Below are 25194 nucleotides of genomic sequence, written 5' to 3' on the forward strand. Positions count from 1 at the left end.
CTGTTATTGCCCGCACCATGTAAAGTTTCTTCTATGGAAGAAAAAGCTGATAAATATGATTATTGAAGTTTGATGAGGTGACTGGTGTGAAGAAGAAAAAAAGCTTAAGCGCTTACTTTTATATACTGCCTATGTTTCTTTTTTTTGCGTTTTTTTTGGTATACCCGCTGTTCAATACGATTCGGATTAGCTTTTTTGAGTGGAACGGTATTGATCCTGAGATGCACTTCGTTGGGTTTCAGGATTATATTGACATGTTTCATGATGAAATTTTTTATAAAGCTTTTGCGAATTTTGCAATTTATGCGGTACTTGTAATTGTTTTAGAGATGTTAATAGGGTTTTCTCTGGCTTATTTAATGCGCCGGAAAAATATCATGTTTAACATATACAGAGCTATTATTTTTATACCGGTTATATTATTGCCGGTAGTTATTTCCTACGTATTTACAGATATTCTGGCTTATAATTATGGGATTGTTAATGAGACCTTGCGCGCGCTCCATCTTGATAAGCTTGCGCTTGACTGGTTTGCTGACCCGAATGTGGCACTTTATACGCTGATTGGGATTACAGTGTGGAGCGGTACAGGATTTGCTATGACAGTCTACTCTTCATCGTTGACATCATTTCCCAGTGAACTGATTGATGCTGCAAAGGTGGATGGTGCTAACAGAATCCAAACTGTAACACGGGTAGTATGGCCGCTGTTAAAAGGAACGCACTTTAGTCTTTCCATTATTAGCGCTATCAGTGCACTTAAAATTTTTGATTTAGTGTTTCTGCTCACTGGCGGAGGACCGTTTCATGCGACTGAGATGCCTTCCACGTATATGTATGACAAGGCGTTTACTTTATATGAACAGGGATTTGCTTCTGCTGTATCTACAATTATTATTATTTTTGCACTGCTCGTCACTTTTATTCAGACAAAACTGTCAGCGGAAAAAAGATAAAGAAAGGAAAGGTAAGGTAAAATGGGAAAATCAAAAAAACTGCGCTCTGTTCTTATGGCAATACCTACGCTTTGTTTTGCATTTCCTCTTTGTTTCTTGTTTGTCACTTCGCTGGAAAAGAAAGGGTTTGCAAATTATTTGTTTGTATTAACGGAGATACGGGTTGAAAGAAATATCATGAATAGTTTAATTGTTGCAGTCATTACGGTACTTATTGTATTGGCTATAACCCTGCCGGCTTCATTTGCATTTTCTAAAATGAAATTTCCCGGTCAGAATATTCTTTTTTTAATTGTTCTTATGGCAATGATGATTCCAGGTATTTCTATTGCAGTACCCATGGTAAAAATCATTCGTTCTTTGAACCTGGTTAATAATTATTTTTCGCTGATTCTTCCTTATGTTGCAATTAATAGCCCTATTGCACTAATTTTAGGAAAAAATTTTATGGATGGTCTTTCGGCTGAATTGATGGAGGCAGCAAAGATAGACGGATGTACTACTTGGACTAGCTTTCTGCATATCTACCTGCCCCTTGCTGTGCCGGTGTCATCCATTATTAGCGTGTTTACTTTTCTCAACTGCTGGAATGAATTTGTATATGCCAAATTATTTATGCAAAAAGAAGCTATGCAGATGGTATCGACGATTCCTATTAAATTTCAGGCAGATATGTATACCAATATTCCGGCGTTATTTGCCGGACTGGTAATTGTGCAATTGCCTGTTTTGATTCTTTATCTTATGTTCCAGAATACTTTCAGAGAAGGATTAACTGCTGGAGCAGTCAAAGGATAGGTGTATTTAAAAATAAGCAGAAAGGCATATAGATTAAATGAAAAGAACCATTACCTATGAGAATTATTTTGATAAAGTTTATGGCTGTATGATTGGAAAATGTGTATCGGGTACAGCGGGAGCACCTTATGAAGGTATGAAGCAGAGGCTGAATCTTCATTTTACCGCAGAAGATGCTGATACGACACTTCCAAATGATGATCTGGATTTACAGGTGCTTTGGCTGGATGTACTCGAGAATAAAGGCATCTCGGTGACATCTGACAGTCTGGCAGATAGTTTTCTGGCCAACTGTCCATATTCACCTGGTGAATACGCTGTCTTTAAAAGAAACTACAGGAGACATATCCATCCTCCATTTTCAGGGAAATACAACAATCCCTATTATCTGGAGGGAATGGGATGCCCCATCCGCAGTGAGATTTGGGGCTGCATAGCACCGGGAACCCCCGAGCTTGCAGTCAAACTGGCGGGAATGGATGGAGTACTTGATCACGGAAGTAACTCAGTATGGGCGGAATGCTTTCTTGCTGCATTGGAATCAGAAGCCTTTTTTGATAATAATATAGAACGGCTGATTAGAAAAAGCCTGTCTTATATTCCAAAAGAGCTTCGTATATATGCATTGGTGTCGGATGTATTGGCCTGGCATGAGGAAAAGGAAGATTATGATGATATCTATAGAAAGATATTGAGGTATTATGGGCATCCTGATTGTACAAATGTGTTCCAGAATATTGGAATCACACTTCTGGCTCTTTTGAAGGGGGAGGGAGACTTACTTAAGACAACTGAGCTGGCTGTCAATGGCGGCTATGATACAGATTGTACCGGAGCTACAGTGGGAGCGGTAATGGGACTGATACTAGGTGCCGGGGAGCTTGGAAAACGGTATGATTTTTCTGATCAGACATATAGCTTAGGTGTTTCAGCAAAGAGACGCAGCAGCAAGATTTCTGATTTAGCGGAGGATATTTGCCGGGTTGGCGTGCATTATACCACCCGTGGGCAGAACAATATAAAAATAGAAAACTGTCCGATTATACCCCTTGCCCCAAAAGAAGAGAAGGATTCTGGTATATCAATAGATGTTCATTATGAAGGGAATCCGGTAATAGGACCAAAGTGTGATGGCAGGGTATCCCTCCTTCTCCGCAATGATACTTGCAGTATCAAGAAAGGGACCTTGACTATACAGAGCGATACATTGGTTTCGAGTATTGCATCTGAGGCACTCTCTTTAGAGCCTAAAAAGACCTTAGAGCTCCCGGTTGATTTTCACCTGTCTGAAGGCAGTGGGATAATTGAAGACTCAAATATTGTAGATATTGATTTTTGGGGAGAAGAAACCCTGCATTACAGTATTGGATTTGCCGGAGCTGTCCCGTGGATGCTCTATGGGCCATTCTGGGAGAATAATCTTGATATCCAGACGCTCATTCCAGGGCAAAGCTATATGGAACAGTTTACAGGAGCTACGGAAGAAGAGCGGCTTGACCATATTCGGGATTATCACTTGAATGCTTTTGTGGATATAAAAAAGAATTATATGAATCTGGGCAGTCTGTCAAAAGGAGAGTTACCGCCAGGAGGGGAGGCTGTCTACACATATGAGGATCTAATCACTATGGGAAACCTGGTAGATTATCAAGGTCCATGCTGTGTCTATATGGTTCGCAGCTTTTATTTGCAGGAGGAAAGGACTTACCGCCTGAATATTGGATATAGTGATGCATTCTGCCTATGGCTTAACGGAGAAAAATTAGCAGAAAGAGAAGATGTGACATGGTGGACAGGAGAAAATTGCCATCTAAATCAGGTACGAGTGAAAAAAGGAATAAACCATATGGCAGTCCGTCTGTGCCGCCGTTCTATGGAGAGTCAATTTAGCTGCAGCTTTTTAGAAAATGACACTGCAAAGTTGGGGCTCATATCTTTTCCAGAGTATGTCGTAGGAATAGCAAACGTGGAGCCATCTTTTTTTTCGGGATAAAGTTGAGAGGGAGGATGTGACCGGCATCGGTCACACCCTCCCTGTTTGAGATTATCTATTTCCCGACAACCCCAAATTTAAAGAACATTAATAAAAAGCAACTTTGGCATATACAGGAGCGGTTATCACTTGGTTGAAAGAGGACTTGAAACTGATTCACAAAATAGTATACTTATACAAAAAGATTTACGTTTGCCTCCTCTGCATTTCCGAGATAGGAAGTCACCCCGGCGAATTCTACGCCGTCGATGAGTTCTTCTTTTTTAATACCCATAACGTCCATGGACATTGTACATGCAACTAGTTTTATGCCGCTCGCCATGGCTTTTTTCATTAATTCTTCCAGAGAACTTACGTTTTTATCCCTCATGACCTTTTTCATCATTTTTGTACCCATACCACCCATATTCATTTGGGATAGCTTCAGTTTACCTATTCCCCTTGGCATCATAAACCCAAACATTTTTTCAACAAATGTTTTGGAAACATGCTGCTTTGTTTCCTTCCGGAGCGCATTCAGCCCCCAGAAGGTAAAAAACATTGTGACCGGCCGCCCCATAGCGGCAGCCCCGTTGGCAATAATAAAGGAAGCAAGAACTTTGTCCAAATCTCCACTGAATACGATTAATGTTTTCCCCTGAGAAGATGCGGGGGTAAGAGTGGACTCTGTCTGGGATATATCACATTCGCAGTGATCCGGTCCTTTTTTAATGTAAACAATGTTCTCGCAGCCTTTTCGCTCCGTTTTAAGGAGAATATTTCCGGTTCGTCTGCACCAGGCATCTATATCCTTTGTAAATCCCATATCTGTTGCCGACACTTGCAATATCTGGTCCTGTTTTAATGAAGAGAGCTCCTCATGTACTTTCATAATCGGACCGGGGCACTGCAAGCCACAGCAGTCTATGATCTTTATTTCTTTACGCTCGCATAGGGACCCTTCCACCGGATCGCCTTGGTCTGGCGATTCCTTTTTGGTCTGGGAAGTGCTGTCATTGTGCATAGACTTATAAAATGATGTTCCGGCTGAAAGCACTTTCACCTGAGTGAATCCATTTTGCATAAGTATGCGGGCTGCATTATAGGAACGGACACCTATAGAACAGTAGGGGATGATGAGACGTTTTTTGTCAAGCTCCCCCAGACGGCTGCGCAGTTTGCCGAGAGGAATATGAACAGATCCGGGGATGGAGAATACCATTCGTTCCACTTCCTCGGTGACATCCAGGATCGTGTAAGTATCTTTTTTACTCTGATCCGCCATCAGGAAATCCATTTCGTTATATTCTATAAATGACACTAATCCTTCCAGTACGTTCTGTGCAGTGAAACCCAGCATGTTTACTGGATCTTTTGCAGAGGAATAGGGTGGTGCATAGGCCAGCTCTAATTCTGCCAAATCATTGACGGTGCCTTTCAGCCGCATTGTGACGGCTATGGTGTCTATCCGCTTATCCACTCCATCCTGACCGATAATCTGTGCGCCATATATGCTGCCGTCACGGCCGAAAATTAGCTTTAAGGTAATGGGAGTGGCTCCGGGATAGTAGCCGGCGTGGGATTTTTGGCTGATAAGCACGGTCTCGTAATCATGGCCTTTTTGCTTTCCGGCAGCCTTAAGTGCCTTTTCATTCAATCCTACAGCGGCGGCGGTTAAATCGAATACTTGCGCTACAGAGGTTCCCATCGTACCCTTATAAGGAACATGATTTCCAGTTATATTGTCAGCACAGATGCGTCCCTGTTTATTGGCCGGTCCTGCAAGGGGAATCATTGTTTTGTCATCTGAAATATAATGAGTTACCTCAATCACATCACCGACAGCGTAAATGTGTTCGTCTGAGGTTCTTAAAAAGTCATCTACCACAATCCCGCCTCTGGCATTTAACTCTAAACCAGCTTTCCTGGCAAGGGAACTGTTGGGACGTACCCCAATGGAGAGAAGCACCATGTCAACAGTGATCATTTTACCGCTCTTGAGGTGTATTACGGTATGATTGTCAACTTCCTGGAAAGAGTCTACACCGTCTTTCAAAATCAGTTCCACTTGATTTGCTCTAATATTTTCATGGAGAAGCTGTGCCATCTCGTAATCTACGGGAGCCATGACCTGATCCAGCATTTCTATAATGGTCACTTCGATACCTGCTTTTCGGAGGTTCTCTGCCATCTCCAGTCCTATAAAACCACCGCCGATAACCGCGGCTCTTTTGAGCGATTCCTTTGATACTACTTCTTTAATAGCATCTGTGTCAGGAATTGTCCAAAGAGTATAAATATGCCTGCCATCAATTCCCGGTATAGGCGGTTTTAACGGTGAAGAGCCGGTGGCTATAATCAGAGTATCATAAGATTCTTCATATTCATCTCCGGTTTTTAGATTCCGAATCCATAAGGTCTGCGTATCTTTGCTGATTTTTTGTACTTCACAGGAAGTACGCACATCGATGTTAAACTTTGCCTTCATGGCAGCAGGTGTCTGCAAAAGCAGTGAATTCCGATTCTGAATCACATTTCCAATATAATAAGGGAGACCACAGTTAGCGTAAGAAATATAATCTCCTCTTTCAAACATGACAATTTCCATAGACTCATCTTTTCTTCTCAATCTCGCAGCGGCAGTTGCGCCTCCGGCCACACCGCCGATAATTACTGTTTTTGGCATTATCATACCCTCCGTTTTATGAAATTACAGGTTTAAGTTCATATAATTTACATTACAGGAGAAGAAAAGAAAATTCAGTGATTTAGTCACAGAATACAGATACGTTATTCTAGTTTGCACCATCTGTTATGGTGATTTCTACTCTTCGGTTAGCTGCCCGCCCCTCCTCAGTATCATTGCCGGCGACGGGGTTATAATGTGAATTTCCTTCTACAGACATTTTTTCGGGCCCAAGACCATTGGCTGTCAGAAAGTCAAGGATTGTTACAGCCCTGTCCACGGAAAGCTGCCAGGAATCTGCCTCATTTTCCGGATCATGGTTTCCAAGATCCGCCGTATTCCCTGTAATCGTAAGATGCTGTACATTTCCATAAACCTGATCTACAACCTGACACACCTTTTTCAGGGTGTCTTCGCTGCCTGGTTTCAATACGGTAGAATCACCCAGAAACAATAATTTATCCTTTAAACGAATAGAAATGGCATGGTCTGATTTTACCAAATCTACGTTGTCTTCCAAATCATTTTGTTCGATATAACCATTTAGCTGTTTATAAATGGTTCCCAGTGGATCGGCATTTTCAAGAGATGTCCCGCCTCCGCCCCCTTTGCCGGTGCCTGTACTGTCCCCGGTACCGGCCCCTGTGCTGTTAAAGGCCTCTGAAAGCGCGGTGGATACAGCCTGGACTTTAGAGGCATTTTCTGTACTCATGCCATACATAATAATAAATAAGGCCAGCAGAAGAGTAATCAAATCTGAATATGTAAGAAGCCACCGCTCACCATTTCCTGATTTCTCTTCTTCATCTGCTCTTCTTTTTCTCAAAGTTCATTTCCTCCTAGTTTTCGATGCCTGCTTTATAATGCCTGATACCATCAGGAAATGCCTGATAATACATGGCAAGTTCATTCTCCATACTCCTGACATTCGTGCCTTTGGACATCATGGACACACCGTCAATAATAATTTCTCTTTGTATCTGGCTCTTTTTTGCATAAAGTTTTATCTTATTTGCGATTGGGAGATAGATAAGATTTGCAAAGGATACTCCATATAATGTGGCGATAAATGCGGTGCTGATTTTGCGTGCCAGTTCAGCAGAGTCACCAAATCCTGCAGCAAGGACTACTACAAGACTCATAACCGTTCCGATGACTCCCATAGTCGGGGAATAACCTGCGGCTGATTCAAATACGCCTGCTTCCACTGCTTTTTGCCTGGTAAAAGAGTTAAGTTCGGATTCCATAACATACTGGATATCTTCTGTCTCCCTTCCGTCCTGGAGCAAGACCAGCCCTTCCTTTAATAGCAGAAGCTCTTCCTTTTGCAGATCGGCTTCCTTTACAATAGAGTCAAGGGAAACGATGCCGTTTGTTCTTAAAGTCTTGGAAATTTCTAATATCCTGTCGATAAGCTGCTTTGTACTGCTGGAGTTTGGCTGCTTAAGGGTCTGGCCTGCAGTTTTGAATGCCCGCAGGATATCTTTAAGCGGATAAGATGCTATAGTTGCGCCTATTGTACCGCCCACTACAATAATAAAAGGACTCAGCAGCATCAGGCTGACCAGTTTTCCCCCTTCCATGAGAAATCCTGCAATCAAAGCGCCAAGGCCCAAAACAATTCCTATAAATAGTGAAATTTCCACGTTCAATTACCTCCTCTTAATTATACTTACTATATCGTCCATTTGCCTGAGATTGATAATAAATTGATAAAAAACTGCTGAAAAATATTTTTTGCCTGTCATTTGTCTTGACTAATACCATTTGGTTATGGTACAATTCACTAGCGAATGGAAGTAGGTCTTTTTTTTATGCCTAAATTTGGATGGCTTCGCAACCATCAAGTAACATGTAGTGAATAAGAAAAAAGCGAGGTGGAAGTTGTGCGCACAAGGATTACATTGGAATGTACAGAATGCAAACATCGTAATTACAACATGACCAAGGATAAGAAAGCTCATCCGGACCGCATGGAGACTAAGAAGTATTGTAGATTCTGTAAATCACACACACTGCACAAGGAAACGAAGTAGCCATTGGAAGGAAGTGGATGTCATGGGTGAGAAAACAGCAAAGACTCAGAAGAAGAGCTGGTTCAAAGGGCTTAAGGCAGAGTTTAAGAAAGTCGTATGGCCGGACAAAAAGACACTGGCAAAGCAGACCACGGCAGTCGTTTCGGTTTCCGTATTATTGGGAGTATTGATTTCTATAATTGATGCAATACTGAAGTATGGAATTGATCTATTGGTGAGATAATCAACTGTAGCAGAAAGGTGATTTTATGTCAGAGGCAAAATGGTATGTGGTTCATACCTATTCCGGGTATGAGAACAAAGTGAAAGCTAATATTGATAAGGCAATTGAAAACCGTCATCTGGAAGATCAGATTCTGGAAGTCAGGGTTCCTATGCAGGAAGTTATTGAACTGAAGAATGGTGTTCAGAAAGCAAGTCAGAAAAAGATGTTCCCGGGATATGTCATGATTCATATGCTCATGAATGATGACACATGGTATGTAGTTCGTAATACCAGAGGGGTGACAGGGTTTGTCGGTCCTGGTTCTAAGCCGGTTCCTCTCGAGGACGAAGAGATGGAAGGACTGGGAATCAAGAAGGAGAACATCATAATTGACTTTGCAGTGGGCGATACCGTGACCGTATTAAGCGGCGCATGGGAAGGCACTGTAGGTGTCATCCAGTCAATGAACGAGCAGAAACAGAGTTTGTCTATCAATGTAGAGCTGTTTGGCCGTGAGACACCGGTTGAACTTAGTTTCGCAGAAGTAAGAAAGATGGATTAAAAAACCGTGGGAGGGATTCTTTATCCCGCAAGTACCACAAGGAGGTAATTAAAAATGGCAAAAAAAGTACAAGGTTATATCAAATTACAGATTCCGGCTGGCAAGGCAACACCTGCGCCACCGGTAGGTCCTGCACTTGGACAGCACGGTGTAAATATCGTTGAATTCACAAAGCAGTTCAACGCAAGAACAGCAGATCAGGGAGATCTGATTATTCCTGTTGTTATCACAGTTTACAGTGACAGAAGCTTCAGTTTTGTGACAAAGACACCGCCGGCAGCAGTTCTGATTAAGAAGGCCTGCAACATCAAATCTGGTTCAGGTGTTCCGAATAAGAACAAGGTTGCCACAATCACAAAGGCTCAGTTAGAGGAAATCGCAAAGACAAAGATGCCTGACTTAAATGCGGCAACTGTAGAGTCAGCCATGAGCATGGTGGCTGGAACATGCCGTTCCATGGGCGTTACTGTCGAGGAGTAGAGCACTTAGCAAGGTTTTTGGGGCTTAGTGCGAACCTCATCCGGCCACTTGGCGGGGTACTTTCGAACCTGGTGGACCGCGATGATACAATGATACCTTATGCGATGATACATTGAGTGAATTTGAAATAAGTGGGAGGGGCTTAGACCCCGCCAATACCACAAGGAGGTTATTAGAATGAAACGAGGAAAAAAATATATCGAAGCTGCAAAACTGATTGAAAAAGGCAGCCTTTATGAGAAAGAGGAAGCAATTGCCCTTGTAAAGAAGACAGCGGCAGCTAAATTTGACGAGACGATCGAAGTTCACATCAGGACAGGATGTGACGGCCGTCATGCAGACCAGCAAGTTCGTGGTGCAGTTGTGCTGCCCCATGGAACAGGAAAGAAAGTTCGTATTCTTGTATTTGCAAAGGATGCTAAAGCAGAAGAAGCCCAGGCAGCCGGAGCAGATTATGTAGGAGGCGAGGAACTGATTCCCAAGATTCAGAATGAAGGATGGTTTGATTTTGACGTTGTAGTTGCTACACCAGATATGATGGGTGTTGTCGGACGTCTCGGACGTGTACTTGGACCAAAAGGTCTGATGCCGAACCCGAAAGCTGGAACAGTTACTATGGATGTAACAAAAGCAATCAATGACATCAAGGCTGGTAAGATTGAGTACAGATTAGACAAAACAAATATTATCCATGTACCGGTAGGTAAAGCATCTTTTACCGAGGAACAGTTAGCGGACAACTTCCAGACGCTTATTGATGCAATCATCAAAGCAAAACCGGCAGCTGTAAAAGGTCAGTATTTAAGAACTGTTACACTGACATCTACAATGGGGCCTGGTGTAAAGCTTAACCCATTGAAACTTGCTTAAAAATCCGGGATTGATGAAATACTAAGATAAATTTAAACTACGGCAGCATTTCTGAAAATAGATATGCTGCTGTTTTGATTACGGTCAGCCATGCAAATTTTCAGCAAGAAGTGGTTGACAGAAAGCCAAACAAGTGTTATTCTAATCAAGCAATTAACTGCCGAAGACAGCAGGTGCCGAAAGGCATAAGTTGAAGACGCCTGCCGAGGAAGATTAAATTCCTAATGAGAATTTTATGCCTCTGTGTCTTTGGACACAGGGGCTTTTTGTTTTGGCAGTACACGCAAAACTTATAAGGAGGTGTACCAGAACGTGGCAAAAGTTGAATTAAAACAACCAGTTGTAAATGCAATTTCAGAAGAGATTAAAGATGCCCAGGCAGTCGTTCTCGTTGACCATCGGGGATTGACGGTGGCTCAGGACACAGAACTTCGTAAACAGCTCAGAGAAGCAGGTGTGACTTATAAAGTATATAAAAACACTATGATGAAGAGAGCTTTTGAAGGAACTGAGTTCGAGGGACTTCAGGAGTACCTGGAGGGACCAAGTGCTATGGCCGTTTCCAAAGACGACGCAACAGCACCCGCACGGATTCTCTGTAAATTTGCAAAAGATGCAGCAGCACTTGAGTTAAAGGGCGGCGTGGTTGAGGGAAATGTTTATGACATCTCAGGTCTGACGGAGCTGTCTAAGATTCCTTCAAGAGAAGAACTACTTTCCAAATTTCTTGGAAGTATTCAGTCACCAATTACCAATTTTGCTCGTGTTATCAAGCAGATTGCAGAACAGGACGGCGCAGCAGATGCTCAGACAGCTCCTGCAGAAGAAGCGGCAGTAGAAGTTCCTTCTGAAACAGCAGAGGTACCGGCTGAATAATCCGGGAAAAGAATTCCGGCAGTGTCCGGTAGATTCAAGAAAGAAACTAAATAAAATCATGTAACTACTATTCAGAACCAAGCTCGAAAACCTGCGGTTTCCTTGCTGTTTGGCTCTCACCAAATAGGTATATCTAGAATCTTAGAAAGCGAGCTTTCACGGAGTACTCTTAAATATATCTGCTTGGTTCTCAACAGTTACAAAATAATTTAAAATGGAGGACATAAAAATGGCTAAATTGACAACAGCTGAAATGATTGAAGCAATCAAAGAGTTATCAGTATTAGAGTTAAATGAATTAGTAAAAGCTTGTGAAGAAGAATTTGGTGTATCTGCAGCGGCAGGCGTTGTAGTTGCAGCAGCAGGAGAAGGCGCAGCGGCAGCAGAAGAGAAAGATGAGTTTGACGTAGAGTTAGTAGCTGCAGGATCTTCTAAGGTTAAAGTAATCAAAGCTGTTCGTGAGATCACAGGACTTGGATTGAAAGAAGCTAAAGACTTAGTTGACGGAGCTCCGAAGGTAGTTAAAGAGGGTGCATCCAAGGCAGAAGCTGAAGAAATCAAAGCTAAACTTGAAGGAGAAGGAGCAGAAGTTAACCTGAAATAATCTGAAGTTTGTGCACAAGAAAACACATTGGGACTGTTGCGTGATAACTGAAGTAGTTATGAAGCGGCGGTCCCTTTCTTCTTGAGATAACAACAGTTCAGCCATCAGCTTGATTCCCGCGAGCAACGAGCCAAGCGGAAATGCTTGAATTTCCATTTGACTCTGTATGGCCGGGGAGGATTGACAACCTGGGCTTTGGGCCCTATAATTTACATATCTGAATGGAAGGATGGCATTATATGCGAAAAACAAAAATTATTTGTACTCTTGGCCCGTCTACGGACAAGGACGGTGTGTTAGAACAACTGGTTATGGAAGGCATGAATATAGCCAGATTCAACTTTTCGCACGGAACATATGAGGAACAAAAAAAGCGTTTGGACAACCTGAAAGAAATACGGCATCGGCTGGACAAGCCTATAGGGGCCCTGCTCGATACGAAGGGGCCGGAGATACGGGTTGCTGCCTTTAAAGCGGGACCTGTACAGCTTGAGGAGGGGCAGGCATTTCTTTTGACATCCGAGGATGTGGAGGGAACAAAAGATATGGTATCCGTTACTTATAAGGAACTATACAAGGATGTAAAGCCCGGGGATACCATTTTAATTGATGACGGACTTGTCGGATTGCAGGTGGAGGAAATAGAGAATGGAAATGTGCACTGCCGGGTTACAAACGGAGGAGAGATATCTGACCACAAAGGGATAAATCTCCCGGGGATTGAAGTGAATATTCCATTTATCAGTCAGAAGGACGAGGATGATATTCTGTTTGGAATACAGGAGGATTTTGACTTTATTGCAGCTTCATTTACACGGTGCGCAGATGATGTGAACGCAATCAGAAAGATTCTGGACGAGAACGGCGGCTCATGCATCAATATTATTGCCAAGATTGAAAACCAGCAGGGCGTGGACAATATTGACAGCATTATTGAGGCCGCTGATGGAATTATGATAGCCAGAGGGGACATGGGGGTGGAGATACCACTGGAAGAAGTACCCATCATCCAGAAGGACATTATCCGCAAGGTTTATGAAGCAGGCAAACAGGTTATTACCGCTACACAGATGCTGGATTCCATGATTAAGAATCCGCGGCCTACGCGAGCTGAGACTACCGATGTGTCAAACGCTATTTACCAGGGGACCAGCGGAATTATGTTGTCAGGGGAGACCGCAGCTGGAAAATATCCGGTGGAAGCTTTGAAGACTATGGTGAGAATTGCGGTGCGGACAGAGAGTGACATTGACTATGATGAGATTTTCAGCCAGCGCTGTGGAGAGAACCGCACGGATATGACAACGGCCATATCCCATGCGACCTGTATGACTGCCCGGGATTTGGGGGCACAGGCTATCATTACAGTGAGCAAATCCGGGCGCACGGCCCGCATGGTCTCAAGGTACCGCCCGGCCTGCATGATTGTGGGCTGCACACCGGATGTGCATACTTACCGCCAGATGAATATGTCGTGGGGAGTACAGCCTGTGATGATTCGGGAAGAGTACAGTATGGAAGTTTTATTTTTACATGCTACAGAAGCAGCAGAGAAAAAGGGTTATGTGAAAAATGGGGAGGTGGTAGTCTTGACCGCCGGGGTGCCTCTTGGCAAGTCGGGCAATACAAATCTGTTAAAATCCACAGTAGTGGGAACTTATTAGTGCAAGCAGTTCGAATACTAAACATTTAAAGCGGAGGAAAATGAGATGAGTAATCTAAACAGCATAAAGAATGATATTGTAGAAGGACGAACAACACTTGGTATTGAATTAGGATCAACACGGATTAAGTCTGTTTTGATAGGTACAGACTTTACTCCTATAGCATCGGGCAGCCATGAGTGGGAGAACAGCTATGATAATGGAATTTGGACTTATAATCTGGAGGATGTCAGTGTGGGACTTCAGAATAGTTACCGCAATATGGCAGATGAAGTAAAAGAAAAATATGGTGTTTCCCTGAAACGGACGAAGGCTCTTGGATTCAGTGCAATGATGCATGGATATCTGGCATTTGACAAGGAAGGAAAACTGCTTGTACCTTTCCGCACATGGAGAAATACGATTACAGGGGAAGCAGCAGGGATACTGACAGAATTATTCCAGTATAATGTGCCCCAGAGATGGAGTATAGCTCATCTATACCAGGCAATTTTGAACGGGGAAGAACACGTAGGGGACGTGGACTTTTTTACTACATTGTCAGGCTATATCCACTGGCAGCTGACAGACCGGAAGGTGCTGGGAATCGGTGATGCAGCAGGAATGTTTCCTATTGATACTGAAAAAAAGGATTTCAATGGCAGGATGTTGGAGCAGTTTGATGAGCTTGTCTCGGAAAAAGGATATTCCTGGAAGATTAAAGACTTACTTCCTACAGTGCTTACGGCAGGCCAAGATGCCGGCTGCCTGACAGAAGAGGGTGCAAAACTGCTCGATCCGTCAGGAGAGCTGGAAGCAGGAATTCCCGTTTGCCCTCCGGAGGGAGATGCAGGAACCGGAATGGCAGCTACCAATAGCGTTGCAGTCAGGACGGGAAATGTATCCGCAGGAACCTCAATATTTGCCATGATTGTGTTAGAAAAGGAACTTTCAAAGGTTTATACGGAGATTGATATGGTGACAACGCCCTCGGGAGAGTTGGTTGCCATGGCTCATGCTAACAACTGCACATCGGACTTAAATGCCTGGGTGGGGCTGTTCAAAGAATTTGCCGAGACATTTGGCATGAAGGTGGACATGAATCAACTGTTCTCGGTGCTGTATAATAAGGCATTGGAGGGTGATGCCGAGTGCGGAGGGCTTTTGTCTTATGGATATTATTCAGGCGAAAATATGCTGGACCTGGATGAGGGACGTCCACTATTTGTACGTACACCTGATAGCAAACTTAACCTTGCCAACTTTATGAGGGCCCATCTTCTGGGTGCGCTGGGGGCATTAAAGGTTGGGATGGATATATTGACAAAGGATGAACATATTCAGATCGATAAAATACTTGGGCACGGAGGCCTGTTTAAGACAAAAGGTGTCGGCCAGCGGCTTATGGCAGCAGCAATGAACGCACCCGTGTCTGTCATGGAAACTGCCGGAGAAGGCGGCGCATGGGGCATCGCCTTGCTTGCAGCCTATATGGCTCAAAAGGAAGAAGGCGAGACATTGGCACATTACCTGTCTGAAAAAGTATTTGGCGGTGATGAGGGCAGCTGCATAGAACCCGATGCAAAAGATGTGGAAGGTTTCGAGACATTCATTGATCGGTTTAAAAAGGGCATGGCGATCGAGAGGTGTGCAGTGGAAAACCTACATTAAAAGGATTGCAAAGGGGTCAGCCTCTTTTGGAAGGAGAAGAAAACATGCTGGAACAGCTGAAAAAAGAAGTATATGAGGCAAATATGTTGCTGCCAAAACACGGGTTGGTTACATTTACATGGGGGAATGTCAGCGGCATTGACAGAGAAACAGGACTTTTTGTAATCAAGCCGAGTGGTGTGGAGTATGATAAGCTTACTCCGGGAGATATGGTAGTTATGGATTTGGAAGGAAACAAGCTGGAAGGAAATTATAACCCATCTTCTGATACTCCCACGCACTTGGAGCTATATAAGGCATTTTCTGATATAGGGGGAATTGTACACACTCATTCCGAGTGGGCAACAAGCTGGGCTCAGGCGGGCAGAGGAATTCCATGTTACGGCACAACCCATGCCGATTATATGTATGGAGAAATTCCATGTGTCAGGAATCTGACCAAAGCAGAGATTGATGAAGCATACGAGAAAAATACAGGTGTATTAATCGTGGATTATTTCAAAGATAAAGATTACATTTCTATGCCGGCAGTGCTTTGTAAGAATCATGGGCCGTTTACCTGGGGGACAGATGCACACAATGCGGTGCACAACGCAGTAGTTCTGGAAGAAGTGGCAAAAATGGCGGCAAGATGCGAGTGGATAAACCCACAGGTTCAGCCGGCCCCGCAGGAGCTGCAGGACAAGCATTATTACAGGAAACATGGAGCAAACGCCTACTACGGACAATGAAAATATTTGGTCCTGAACAGTTATAAAATGAGAATATTCTGAAAATGGACTGCAAAAGGGTCAGACCCCTTTGCGGGAAAAGGGGGTGCAGCATGCGGGATGCAGTCGACTTGGCTGCCCGGCTGGTCAGGATAGAAAGTACAAATCCGGGAACTTATGAGGGGTGCGTCGGAGAGTTTATCTGTCAGTATCTTGAGGAAGCCGGCGTAAAACCGGAGAAATCTTTAGTGGTTCCGGGACGGTTTAATGTACGGGCAATTCTGGAAGGTGAAGTGAAGCATCCGGCTCTTATATTCATCTGCCATATGGATACTGTTGTAAAAGGAAACGGCTGGGACGTAAAAGCCTTTGAAGGGAACGTAACGGACGGCAGACTTGTGGGCCGGGGAGCCTGCGATATGAAATCAGGACTTGCAAGTGCCCTCAGTGTATTTGCAGAAACTGCGGAACAGATAAAAAGGGGTGACATTAAGCTGAGACATTCCCTTATGTTTATAGGAACTGTGGATGAGGAAGGTGATATGAGGGGCGTGGAGAAGGTCATTGCCGATGGCTGGGTGACGGAAAGGGACTGGATTATGGATACAGAGCCCACGGATGGGCAGATTCAGATGTCTCACAAAGGACGTACTTGGTTTGAGCTAAGTGCGCAGGGTGTTACCGCCCATGCCAGTATGCCGGAAAAAGGTGCCGATGCCATAGCAGGAATGGCGGAAATGCTCACATATATAAGAAGAAAATTTGCCCATTGCCCGGTACATCCCGAGCTGGGGCGTTCAACGGTCACTTTTGGGCAGATCCAGGGAGGGTACAGCCCCTATGTAGTACCGGATAGCTGCCAAGTGACAATTGACATGAGGCTGGTACCGCCCATGGATACGAAACAGGCTGAAGAGATTCTGAAGGCGGCAATAGAGGAAGGGCGGCAGCAGGTGCCGGGAGTAAAGGGCAGTTACAGAATTACCGGTGACCGGCCGTGGGTGGAAACTCACCCGGAGTCGGTACTTCTGGGGGAATTGAAAAAGGCCTTTGAGGAAGCTGTAGGGAAAGTGCCAAAAGTCAGTGCTTTCCCCGGCTATACTGACACGGCGGTGATTGCTGGAAGGTTGAAGAACAAAGAGTGTATATCCTGTGGACCGGGGAGTTTAAAACAGGCCCATAAGCCAAATGAATTTGTTCCTACCACAGAAATTGTGAGATGTCAAGAGGTTTTTTTCATATTAGTGAAAAATATGTTGACAGAGGAAAGAGCTATGTGATATAGTAGAAAATGCGCTATTATGGAAAGGTGTGCCATTGTAGTAACAGTTTACTGTCACAGGGCTCTTTCCTTATTTACTGGAACTATTGTAGGGCGACTCGTAAGCCCGCAAAAAAATATATGAGGAGTGAAACGTCAATGGAGAAAAACAGAATTCGTCCCATCACAAACGGAAAAAGCTTACGCATGAGCTATTCCAGACAAAAAGAAGTATTAGAGATGCCGAATCTTATCGAAGTCCAGAAAGACTCATACCAGTGGTTTCTGGATGAAGGACTGAAAGAGGTGTTTGACGATATTTCCCCGATCTCCGACTTCAGCGGTCATTTAAGTCTGGAATTTGTCGATTTTACACTCTGCGAGAGTGATATGAAATACACAATCGAAGAGTGCAAAGAGCGTGATGCAACATACGCAGCGCCTTTGAAGGTAAGGGTCAGACTTTACAACAAGGACAATGATGAGATAAACGAACATGAAATATTTATGGGAGACCTTCCGCTTATGACGAAAACCGGTACCTTCGTGATCAACGGTGCCGAACGTGTTATTGTAAGCCAACTGGTCCGCTCGCCGGGAATCTATTATGGAATTACCCACGATAAGCTCGGAAAAGAACTTTATTCAGCAACAGTCATCCCAAACCGCGGTGCATGGCTGGAATACGAAACAGACTCCAATGACGTTTTTTATGTACGTGTAGATAGAACGAGGAAGGTGCCGATTACCGTGTTAATCCGTGCACTGGGAATCGGAACCAATGCAGAAATTATTGATTTATTTGGTGAGGAACCTAAGATCCTTGCAAGCTTTAGTAAAGATACAGCCGAAAGCTATCATGAAGGCTTGCTAGAGTTATACAAGAAGATAAGGCCGGGCGAGCCGCTTGCAGTGGACAGTGCGGAGAGCCTGATTACAAGCATGTTTTTTGACCCAAGGCGCTATGATCTGGCAAAGGTTGGACGCTATAAGTTCAACAAGAAACTGGCGTTTCGAAACCGTATCCGGGGACAGAGAGTGGCAGAAACCGTTGTCAGCCCTCTGACAGGTGAAGTGATTGCAGAAAAAGGCACAGTTATCACCAGGGAATTGGCAGATGATATCCAAAATTCTGCGGCACCGTATGTCTGGGTGGAGGGTGAAGAAGAGTCCCGCAATATTAAGATTCTCTCTAATATGATGGTAGATTTGCAGGCAATTGTTGATATTGACCCGAAAGAAGTCGGAGTGACGGAACAGGTATACTATCCGGTACTGGAAGGACTTTTGGAGGAGAGTGCCGGGGATATTGAAGAACTGAAGCACTTGATCCACAGAGATATCCATGATTTGATTCCAAAGCATATTACAAAGGAAGATATCCTTGGTTCCATCAATTATAACATCCATCTTGAGTATGGAATCGGCAATGATGATGACATTGACCATCTGGGCAACAGACGTATCCGTGCAGTGGGAGAACTTCTCCAGAATCAGTACAGAATCGGTTTGTCCAGACTGGAAAGAGTTGTCCGTGAAAGAATGACAACACAGGATCAGGAGGGTATTTCTCCTCAGTCACTGATTAACATTAAGCCTGTGACAGCAGCAGTGAAAGAATTTTTCGGTTCTTCCCAGCTGTCTCAGTTTATGGATCAGAATAACCCATTGGGTGAACTGACTCACAAAAGACGTCTTTCCGCATTGGGGCCGGGGGGTCTTTCCAGAGACCGTGCCGGCTTTGAGGTACGTGACGTTCACTACTCCCATTACGGAAGAATGTGTCCTATTGAGACCCCCGAAGGTCCCAATATCGGTCTGATCAATTCGCTTGCCTGCTATGCAAGAATTAATGAGTATGGTTTCATAGAAGCACCATACCGTAAGGTAGATAAGACTGAGCCGGAAAATCCAATTGTCACAGAAGAAGTTGTCTACATGACTGCGGACGAAGAGGATAACTATCACGTTGCGCAGGCGAATGAGCCTCTGGACGATGAAGGACATTTCCGCCGAAAAAATGTTTCCGGCCGCTACCGTGAAGAGACACAGGAATATGAGAGAAGCAAGTTTGATTTCATGGACGTTTCTCCTAAGATGGTGTTCTCTGTAGCAACCGCCCTGATTCCTTTCCTGGAAAATGACGATGCCAACCGGGCCCTGATGGGCTCTAATATGCAGCGCCAGGCAGTGCCGCTGCTCACTACAGAAGCACCGGTTGTAGGAACAGGTATGGAAGTAAAATCAGCTGTCGACTCCGGCGTGTGCATTGTATCGGAAAAGGCAGGTGTGGTTGAGCGTTCTACATCTACAGATATTACAATCCGTCACGATGATGGAACGAAGAAAACTTATAAGTTAACAAAGTTCCTGAGGAGTAATCAGAGTAACTGCTATAATCAGAGGCCGATCGTGGATAAGGGAGAGCGTGTGGAGGAGGGACAAGTAATCGCAGACGGTCCGTCTACTTCCAACGGCGAGATGGCACTTGGAAAGAACCCGTTGATTGGCTTCATGACATGGGAAGGTTATAATTACGAGGATGCCGTTCTGTTAAGTGAAAGACTGGTGCAGGATGATGTCTATACTTCTGTCCACATTGAAGAATATGAGGCCGAAGCCCGTGATACAAAGCTTGGACCGGAAGAAATCACAAGAGATATTCCGGGAGTCGGGGATGACGCGCTCAAAGACCTTGATGAAAGAGGGATTATCCGCATTGGTGCGGAAGTCCGTGCAGGAGATATCCTGGTTGGAAAAGTAACTCCTAAGGGAGAGACAGAGCTGACGGCGGAAGAAAGACTGCTGCGGGCAATTTTTGGCGAGAAAGCACGTGAAGTAAGGGATACTTCCCTGAAAGTACCCCATGGCGAATATGGTATTATTGTTGATGCAAAGGTATTTACAAGGGAGAACGGCGATGAACTTTCCCCCGGAGTAAATCAGGCAGTCCGCATTTATATTGCCCAGAAGAGAAAGATTTCAGTGGGTGATAAGATGGCCGGGCGTCACGGCAATAAGGGTGTTGTTTCCCGCGTGCTTCCGGTCGAGGATATGCCTTATCTTCCGAACGGACGCCCTCTGGATATCGTGCTGAACCCATTGGGTGTACCTTCCCGTATGAATATAGGACAGGTATTGGAAATTCACCTGAGCCTTGCAGCAAAGGCACTTGGCTTTAACATCTCCACCCCGGTCTTCGATGGGGCAAATGAAATTGATATTATGGATACTCTGGAGCTGGCAAATGATTATGTCAACCTGGAATGGGAAGAATTTGAGAAGAAGCATGGTGATGAGCTGCTTCCGGAGGTTTTACAATATTTGTCTGACAACAGAGAGAACCGGAAGCTTTGGAAAGGTGTTCCGCTTTCACGTGATGGAAAGGTGCGTCTGCGTGACGGCCGTACGGGAGAGTTTTTCGACAGTCCGGTTACCATTGGACACATGCACTACCTGAAACTCCATCATCTGGTAGATGATAAGATCCATGCACGTTCTACCGGTCCCTACTCACTTGTTACACAGCAGCCTCTGGGCGGTAAAGCCCAGTTCGGCGGACAGCGTTTCGGAGAGATGGAGGTTTGGGCCCTGGAGGCCTACGGCGCATCCTATACTCTGCAGGAGATTCTGACTGTGAAGTCCGACGATGTTGTAGGACGTGTGAAAACTTATGAAGCAATTATCAAAGGGGAGAATATTCCTGAACCGGGTATTCCAGAATCGTTTAAGGTCCTTTTGAAAGAACTTCAGTCACTGGCACTGGATGTGCGGGTGCTGCGTGATGACAATACAGAAGTCGAGATTATGGAAACGGCAGATTACGGTGAGACAGATCTTCATTCTATTATTGAAGGAGACAGAAGATATCGTAATGAGAATGAGTCCTATGGACACCACGGATTTACGGAACAGGAGTTTGTTGGAGAAGAACTTGAAAATGTGGAACCTGAAGAGGAGGATTCCGAGGAGGAGAATGACGAAGCCGACTTTGATGATTTTATGGATGAAGAAGAATAGGAGGAGCCATATATGCCAGCAAGTAATAATGAACAACAATTTCAGCCGCTAACTTTTGATGCAATCAAAATCGGTCTGGCTTCACCGGAAAAAATCCTGGAGTGGTCGAGAGGAGAGGTTACAAAGCCTGAGACCATTAACTATAGAACACTGAAACCTGAAAAAGATGGACTTTTTTGCGAAAAGATTTTTGGACCAAGCAAGGACTGGGAATGCCATTGCGGAAAGTATAAGAAGATTCGATATAAAGGTGTAATCTGCGACAGATGTGGTGTTGAAGTGACTAAAGCATCTGTGCGCCGTGAGCGAATGGGTCATATTGCCCTGGCTGCCCCGGTATCTCATATCTGGTATTTTAAAGGGATTCCAAGCCGTATGGGATTGATTCTGGACATTTCGCCGAGAACACTGGAGAGAGTACTGTATTTTGCTTCCTATATTGTACTTGACAAAGGTGAAACCAGTCTGCAGTATAAGCAGGTTTTATCTGAAGCTGAATATCAGGAAGAAAAGGAAAAATGGGGCTATGGCGCTTTCCGTGTAGGGATGGGTGCGGAAGCCATCCAGGAGCTTTTGCAGGCAATTGATCTGGAGAAGGAATATGCAGAGCTGCAGGCGGGACTTGCCAATGCTACAGGACAGAAACGTGCAAGAATTGTGAAACGTCTGGAGGTTGTGGAAGCTTTCCGTGAGTCCGGGAACAAGCCGGAATGGATGATTCTGACGGCTATTCCGGTCATCCCACCGGACCTTCGGCCCATGGTACAGCTGGATGGCGGGCGCTTTGCCACATCTGACTTAAATGATTTATATAGAAGAATTATTAATAGAAACAATCGCCTTAAGAGACTGCTGGAGCTGGGTGCGCCGGATATTATCGTCCGCAATGAAAAGCGCATGCTGCAGGAGGCTGTAGATGCCCTGATTGACAACGGGCGCCGGGGCCGTCCGGTAACAGGCCCGGGTAACAGAGCTTTGAAGTCTCTTTCCGACATGCTGAAAGGAAAGTCCGGACGTTTCCGCCAGAATCTGCTTGGAAAACGTGTCGATTATTCGGGGCGTTCTGTTATTGTGGTCGGACCGGAGCTGAAAATTTATCAGTGCGGTCTGCCAAAAGAGATGGCAATTGAGCTGTTTAAACCTTTTGTTATGAAAGAACTGGTAGCAAACGGAACAGCCCACAATATTAAAAATGCAAAGAAAATGGTAGAGAGACTTCAGCCAGAGGTATGGGATGTACTTGAAGAAGTAATCAAGGAACATCCGGTTATGTTAAACCGTGCCCCTACACTGCACAGGCTGGGCATTCAGGCCTTTGAGCCCATTCTTGTCGAGGGAAAGGCTATCAAGCTGCATCCCCTGGTGTGTACCGCATACAATGCTGACTTTGACGGAGACCAGATGGCTGTCCATGTGCCGCTGTCTGTAGAGGCGCAGGCAGAGTGCAGATTTCTGCTGCTTTCACCAAATAATCTGTTGAAGCCTTCTGATGGTGGCCCGGTTGCCGTTCCTTCACAGGATATGGTACTCGGTATCTACTATTTGACACAGCTAAGGCCGGGCTCAAAGGGCGAGGGAATGTCTTTTAAGAATATTAATGAGGCAATTCTCGCCTATGAGAACGGATATATTACTCTTCACTCCATGATTAAGGTCCGCGTGTCAAAGACAATGCCGGATGGAAGTGAAAAAGCAGGAGTTATTGATGCTACGCTGGGAAGACTTTTGTTTAATGAGATTATTCCTCAGGATCTTGGATTTGTAGACCGGGAGTTGGAAGAGAATGCTCTTTTGCTGGAAATAGATTTCCATGTGGGCAAAAAGCAGCTAAAACAGATTTTGGAGAAGGTTATTAATACCCACGGAGCGACACAGACGGCAGAAGTGCTGGATAATGTAAAAGCTATCGGTTACAAATTTTCAACGAAGGCAGCCATGACAGTGTCTATTTCTGACATGACCGTGCCACCCGAGAAACCTCAGATGATTGAGGACGCTCAGGATACAGTAGATAAGATTACAAAGAATTACAAGCGTGGCCTGATTACGGAAGAAGAGCGGTATAAAGAGGTTGTTGAAACCTGGAAAGCAACTGACGATAAGCTTACAGAGGCGCTGCTTTCAGGCCTGGATGAATACAATAATATCTTCATGATGGCTGACTCAGGTGCCCGTGGTTCCGATAAGCAGATTAAACAGCTTGCAGGCATGCGGGGTCTGATGGCCGACACTACGGGACGTACGATTGAGCTGCCCATTAAGTCTAACTTCCGTGAAGGTCTGGATGTACTGGAATATTTTATGTCAGCCCACGGAGCCCGCAAGGGACTTTCCGATACGGCTCTTCGTACGGCTGATTCAGGATATCTCACCAGACGTCTGGTTGACGTGTCACAGGAGTTGATTATCCATGACAGTGACTGCCAGGAAGAGGAAAAAGAAATTCCGGGAATGTATGTTAAGGCATTTATGGACGGCAATGAAGAAATTGAAAGTCTTCAGGAACGAATCACAGGACGTTTCTCGGCTGAGGATATCAAAGATAAAGACGGTCAGGTGCTTGTGAAAGCCAACCATATGATCACTCCCAGGCGTGCTGAGCTGGTTATGAAAAAAGGTGTGGATGAAAAGGGTAATACACCGACAAAGATAAAAATCCGTACTATGCTCACATGTAAATGTAAGAATGGTGTATGCTCCAAGTGCTATGGTGCAAACATGGCAACCGGTGAAGCTGTTCAGGTAGGTGAAGCTGTCGGTATTATTGCGGCACAATCTATCGGTGAACCAGGTACACAGTTGACTATGCGTACTTTCCACACGGGCGGTGTTGCCGGTGATGATATTACACAGGGCCTTCCCCGTGTGGAGGAACTTTTTGAGGCAAGAAAACCGAAAGGTCTTGCTATTATTACCGAATTTGCAGGTACTGCAACAATCAGCGATACAAAGAAGAAACGTGAAATTATTGTGTCAAACGATGAGACAGGAGAATCTAAAGCTTACCTGATTCCTTATGGCTCCCGCATCAAGGTACAGGACGGAGCACAACTAGAGGCCGGAGATGAGCTGACAGAAGGAAGTGTAAATCCCCATGACATCTTGAAGATTAAGGGGCTCCGTGCTGTTCAGGATTATATGATCCAGGAAGTACAGCGTGTATACCGTCTGCAGGGTGTTGAGATCAACGATAAGCATATTGAGGTTATTGTCCGTCAGATGCTTAAGAAAGTCCGGGTTGAGGAAAAGGGAGATTCCGAATTCCTGCCGGGAACTATGGTGGATGTACTGGAATTTTCCGAGATCAATGAACAGCTTGAGGCAGAGGATAAAGAGCCTGCAGTAGGCGAGCAGATTATGTTGGGTATCACGAAAGCATCACTTGCAACAGATTCATTCTTGTCGGCAGCTTCCTTCCAGGAAACGACTAAAGTACTCACGGAGGCTGCAATCAAAGGAAAAGTGGATCATCTGGTAGGGCTTAAGGAAAATGTTATCATTGGTAAACACATTCCTGCCGGTACAGGTATGAAACGGTACAGAGATGTAAAATTAAGCACTGAGCTTGACGAAGATGATGAAATTGACTTTGATGAAGAATTGGATCCGGACGAAATGGTCCAGGAGGAGGAACAAACCGCAGAAACAACAGAAGACCCTATTCCTGTAGCGAAATAAAAACAAAAACACACCCTGTAAGGAACTGCCCGGACGGCGGGTCCTTATGGGGCGTTACTGTTCACAGGCCAGCCTGCAAACAGTAACTATGAGGCCTTTTTGGAGAAATGGATTGACAGTTTGTATGAATAGTCTTACAATTACTGTGGTATGTTTATAAAAGTTG

Annotated in this window: 19 protein-coding genes and 1 other annotated feature; of the genes, 16 read left to right on the plus strand and 3 right to left on the minus strand. The window is 44.6% G+C overall.

The window, feature by feature from the left end:
• The first annotated feature begins 86 nt into the window (after nt 1-86).
• The 3 genes from EDD59_RS04405 to EDD59_RS04415 are packed head-to-tail and all read left to right on the plus strand — an operon-like array spanning nt 87 to nt 3747.
• The gene (locus tag EDD59_RS04405; protein WP_132379297.1) at nt 87-956 is read left to right on the plus strand and encodes a carbohydrate ABC transporter permease; all 870 of its coding nucleotides are present in this window, start codon (nt 87-89) and stop codon (nt 954-956) included.
• 21 nt (nt 957-977) lie between these two features.
• Nucleotides 978-1754, plus strand: a complete 777-nt coding sequence (locus EDD59_RS04410; RefSeq protein ID WP_132379299.1) for a carbohydrate ABC transporter permease — start codon at nt 978-980, stop codon at nt 1752-1754.
• A gap of 37 nt (nt 1755-1791) precedes the next feature.
• A complete protein-coding gene (locus EDD59_RS04415; RefSeq protein ID WP_132379301.1) occupies nt 1792-3747 on the plus strand; it encodes an ADP-ribosylglycohydrolase family protein in 1956 nt (651 codons plus the stop codon).
• Nucleotides 3748-3919: 172 nt separating this feature from the next.
• On the opposite strand, the gene EDD59_RS04420 is transcribed toward EDD59_RS04415, so the two are convergent.
• The 3 genes from EDD59_RS04420 to EDD59_RS04430 all read right to left on the minus strand — a co-directional run bounded on the left by EDD59_RS04420 (nt 3920) and on the right by EDD59_RS04430 (nt 8058).
• On the minus strand, nt 3920-6412 hold the full coding sequence (locus EDD59_RS04420) for an FAD-dependent oxidoreductase (protein WP_132379303.1): 2493 nt from the start codon (nt 6410-6412) through the stop codon (nt 3920-3922).
• 109 nt (nt 6413-6521) lie between these two features.
• Nucleotides 6522-7238 (minus strand): OmpA/MotB family protein, encoded by a 717-nt coding sequence (locus EDD59_RS04425; RefSeq protein ID WP_132379305.1) that lies wholly within the window; start codon nt 7236-7238, stop codon nt 6522-6524.
• Between the two features lie 13 nt (nt 7239-7251).
• Entirely contained in the window at nt 7252-8058 is an 807-nt protein-coding gene (locus EDD59_RS04430) for a motility protein A (RefSeq protein WP_132379307.1), read from the minus strand.
• A gap of 240 nt (nt 8059-8298) precedes the next feature.
• On the opposite strand from EDD59_RS04430, the gene rpmG reads away from it, so the two are divergent.
• The 13 genes from rpmG to rpoC all read left to right on the plus strand — a co-directional run bounded on the left by rpmG (nt 8299) and on the right by rpoC (nt 25028).
• Nucleotides 8299-8448 (plus strand): 50S ribosomal protein L33, encoded by a 150-nt coding sequence (rpmG, locus tag EDD59_RS04435; protein WP_089983693.1) that lies wholly within the window; start codon nt 8299-8301, stop codon nt 8446-8448.
• A gap of 22 nt (nt 8449-8470) precedes the next feature.
• Nucleotides 8471-8671, plus strand: a complete 201-nt coding sequence (secE, locus tag EDD59_RS04440) for a preprotein translocase subunit SecE (protein ID WP_132379309.1) — start codon at nt 8471-8473, stop codon at nt 8669-8671.
• Nucleotides 8672-8696: 25 nt separating this feature from the next.
• Nucleotides 8697-9215 (plus strand): transcription termination/antitermination protein NusG, encoded by a 519-nt coding sequence (nusG, locus tag EDD59_RS04445; RefSeq protein WP_132379311.1) that lies wholly within the window; start codon nt 8697-8699, stop codon nt 9213-9215.
• 54 nt (nt 9216-9269) lie between these two features.
• Nucleotides 9270-9695, plus strand: coding sequence for a 50S ribosomal protein L11 (gene rplK, locus EDD59_RS04450; RefSeq protein ID WP_132379313.1), 426 nt, complete (start codon nt 9270-9272; stop codon nt 9693-9695).
• Nucleotides 9696-9872: 177 nt separating this feature from the next.
• Nucleotides 9873-10565 carry a 50S ribosomal protein L1 gene (gene rplA / locus EDD59_RS04455; RefSeq protein WP_132379315.1) on the plus strand — a complete coding sequence of 231 codons (693 nt, stop codon included), beginning with the start codon at nt 9873-9875 and terminating at the stop codon, nt 10563-10565.
• Between the two features lie 142 nt (nt 10566-10707).
• Nucleotides 10708-10843 (plus strand) — a sequence feature (ribosomal protein L10 leader region).
• A 34-nt stretch (nt 10844-10877) separates the two neighbouring features.
• A complete protein-coding gene (gene rplJ / locus EDD59_RS04460) occupies nt 10878-11441 on the plus strand; it encodes a 50S ribosomal protein L10 (RefSeq protein ID WP_132379317.1) in 564 nt (187 codons plus the stop codon).
• Between the two features lie 229 nt (nt 11442-11670).
• Nucleotides 11671-12045, plus strand: coding sequence for a 50S ribosomal protein L7/L12 (gene rplL / locus EDD59_RS04465; protein ID WP_132379319.1), 375 nt, complete (start codon nt 11671-11673; stop codon nt 12043-12045).
• A gap of 239 nt (nt 12046-12284) precedes the next feature.
• Nucleotides 12285-13709, plus strand: a complete 1425-nt coding sequence (pyk, locus tag EDD59_RS04470) for a pyruvate kinase (RefSeq protein WP_132379321.1) — start codon at nt 12285-12287, stop codon at nt 13707-13709.
• A 45-nt stretch (nt 13710-13754) separates the two neighbouring features.
• Nucleotides 13755-15359, plus strand: a complete 1605-nt coding sequence (locus EDD59_RS04475) for a xylulokinase (protein WP_132379323.1) — start codon at nt 13755-13757, stop codon at nt 15357-15359.
• A 44-nt stretch (nt 15360-15403) separates the two neighbouring features.
• On the plus strand, nt 15404-16090 hold the full coding sequence (locus EDD59_RS04480; RefSeq protein WP_132379452.1) for an L-ribulose-5-phosphate 4-epimerase: 687 nt from the start codon (nt 15404-15406) through the stop codon (nt 16088-16090).
• Between the two features lie 92 nt (nt 16091-16182).
• The gene (locus tag EDD59_RS04485) at nt 16183-17349 is read left to right on the plus strand and encodes a M20 family metallopeptidase (RefSeq protein ID WP_132379325.1); all 1167 of its coding nucleotides are present in this window, start codon (nt 16183-16185) and stop codon (nt 17347-17349) included.
• Between the two features lie 140 nt (nt 17350-17489).
• Nucleotides 17490-21350, plus strand: a complete 3861-nt coding sequence (gene rpoB, locus EDD59_RS04490; RefSeq protein ID WP_132379327.1) for a DNA-directed RNA polymerase subunit beta — start codon at nt 17490-17492, stop codon at nt 21348-21350.
• 12 nt (nt 21351-21362) lie between these two features.
• On the plus strand, nt 21363-25028 hold the full coding sequence (gene rpoC, locus EDD59_RS04495; RefSeq protein WP_132379329.1) for a DNA-directed RNA polymerase subunit beta': 3666 nt from the start codon (nt 21363-21365) through the stop codon (nt 25026-25028).
• The last annotated feature ends 166 nt before the right edge of the window (nt 25029-25194 follow it).

This window comes from Muricomes intestini (genome assembly GCF_004346165.1).
GTDB lineage: Bacteria > Bacillota > Clostridia > Lachnospirales > Lachnospiraceae > Muricomes > Muricomes intestini.

Bases quoted from the DNA above. Each gene is read 5' to 3' on its own strand.
- EDD59_RS04410 (WP_132379299.1), top strand. From the start codon at position 978: ATGGGAAAATCAAAAAAACTGCGCTCTGTTCTTATGGCAATACCTACG.
- EDD59_RS04415 (WP_132379301.1), top strand. From the start codon at position 1,792: ATGAAAAGAACCATTACCTATGAGAATTATTTTGATAAAGTTTATGGC.
- EDD59_RS04420 (WP_132379303.1), bottom strand. From the start codon at position 6,412: ATGCCAAAAACAGTAATTATCGGCGGTGTGGCCGGAGGCGCAACTGCC.
- secE (WP_132379309.1), top strand. From the start codon at position 8,471: ATGGGTGAGAAAACAGCAAAGACTCAGAAGAAGAGCTGGTTCAAAGGG.
- nusG (WP_132379311.1), top strand. From the start codon at position 8,697: ATGTCAGAGGCAAAATGGTATGTGGTTCATACCTATTCCGGGTATGAG.
- rplK (WP_132379313.1), top strand. From the start codon at position 9,270: ATGGCAAAAAAAGTACAAGGTTATATCAAATTACAGATTCCGGCTGGC.
- rplA (WP_132379315.1), top strand. From the start codon at position 9,873: ATGAAACGAGGAAAAAAATATATCGAAGCTGCAAAACTGATTGAAAAA.
- rplL (WP_132379319.1), top strand. From the start codon at position 11,671: ATGGCTAAATTGACAACAGCTGAAATGATTGAAGCAATCAAAGAGTTA.
- pyk (WP_132379321.1), top strand. From the start codon at position 12,285: ATGCGAAAAACAAAAATTATTTGTACTCTTGGCCCGTCTACGGACAAG.
- EDD59_RS04475 (WP_132379323.1), top strand. From the start codon at position 13,755: ATGAGTAATCTAAACAGCATAAAGAATGATATTGTAGAAGGACGAACA.
- EDD59_RS04480 (WP_132379452.1), top strand. From the start codon at position 15,404: ATGCTGGAACAGCTGAAAAAAGAAGTATATGAGGCAAATATGTTGCTG.
- EDD59_RS04485 (WP_132379325.1), top strand. From the start codon at position 16,183: ATGCGGGATGCAGTCGACTTGGCTGCCCGGCTGGTCAGGATAGAAAGT.
- rpoB (WP_132379327.1), top strand. From the start codon at position 17,490: ATGGAGAAAAACAGAATTCGTCCCATCACAAACGGAAAAAGCTTACGC.
- rpoC (WP_132379329.1), top strand. From the start codon at position 21,363: ATGCCAGCAAGTAATAATGAACAACAATTTCAGCCGCTAACTTTTGAT.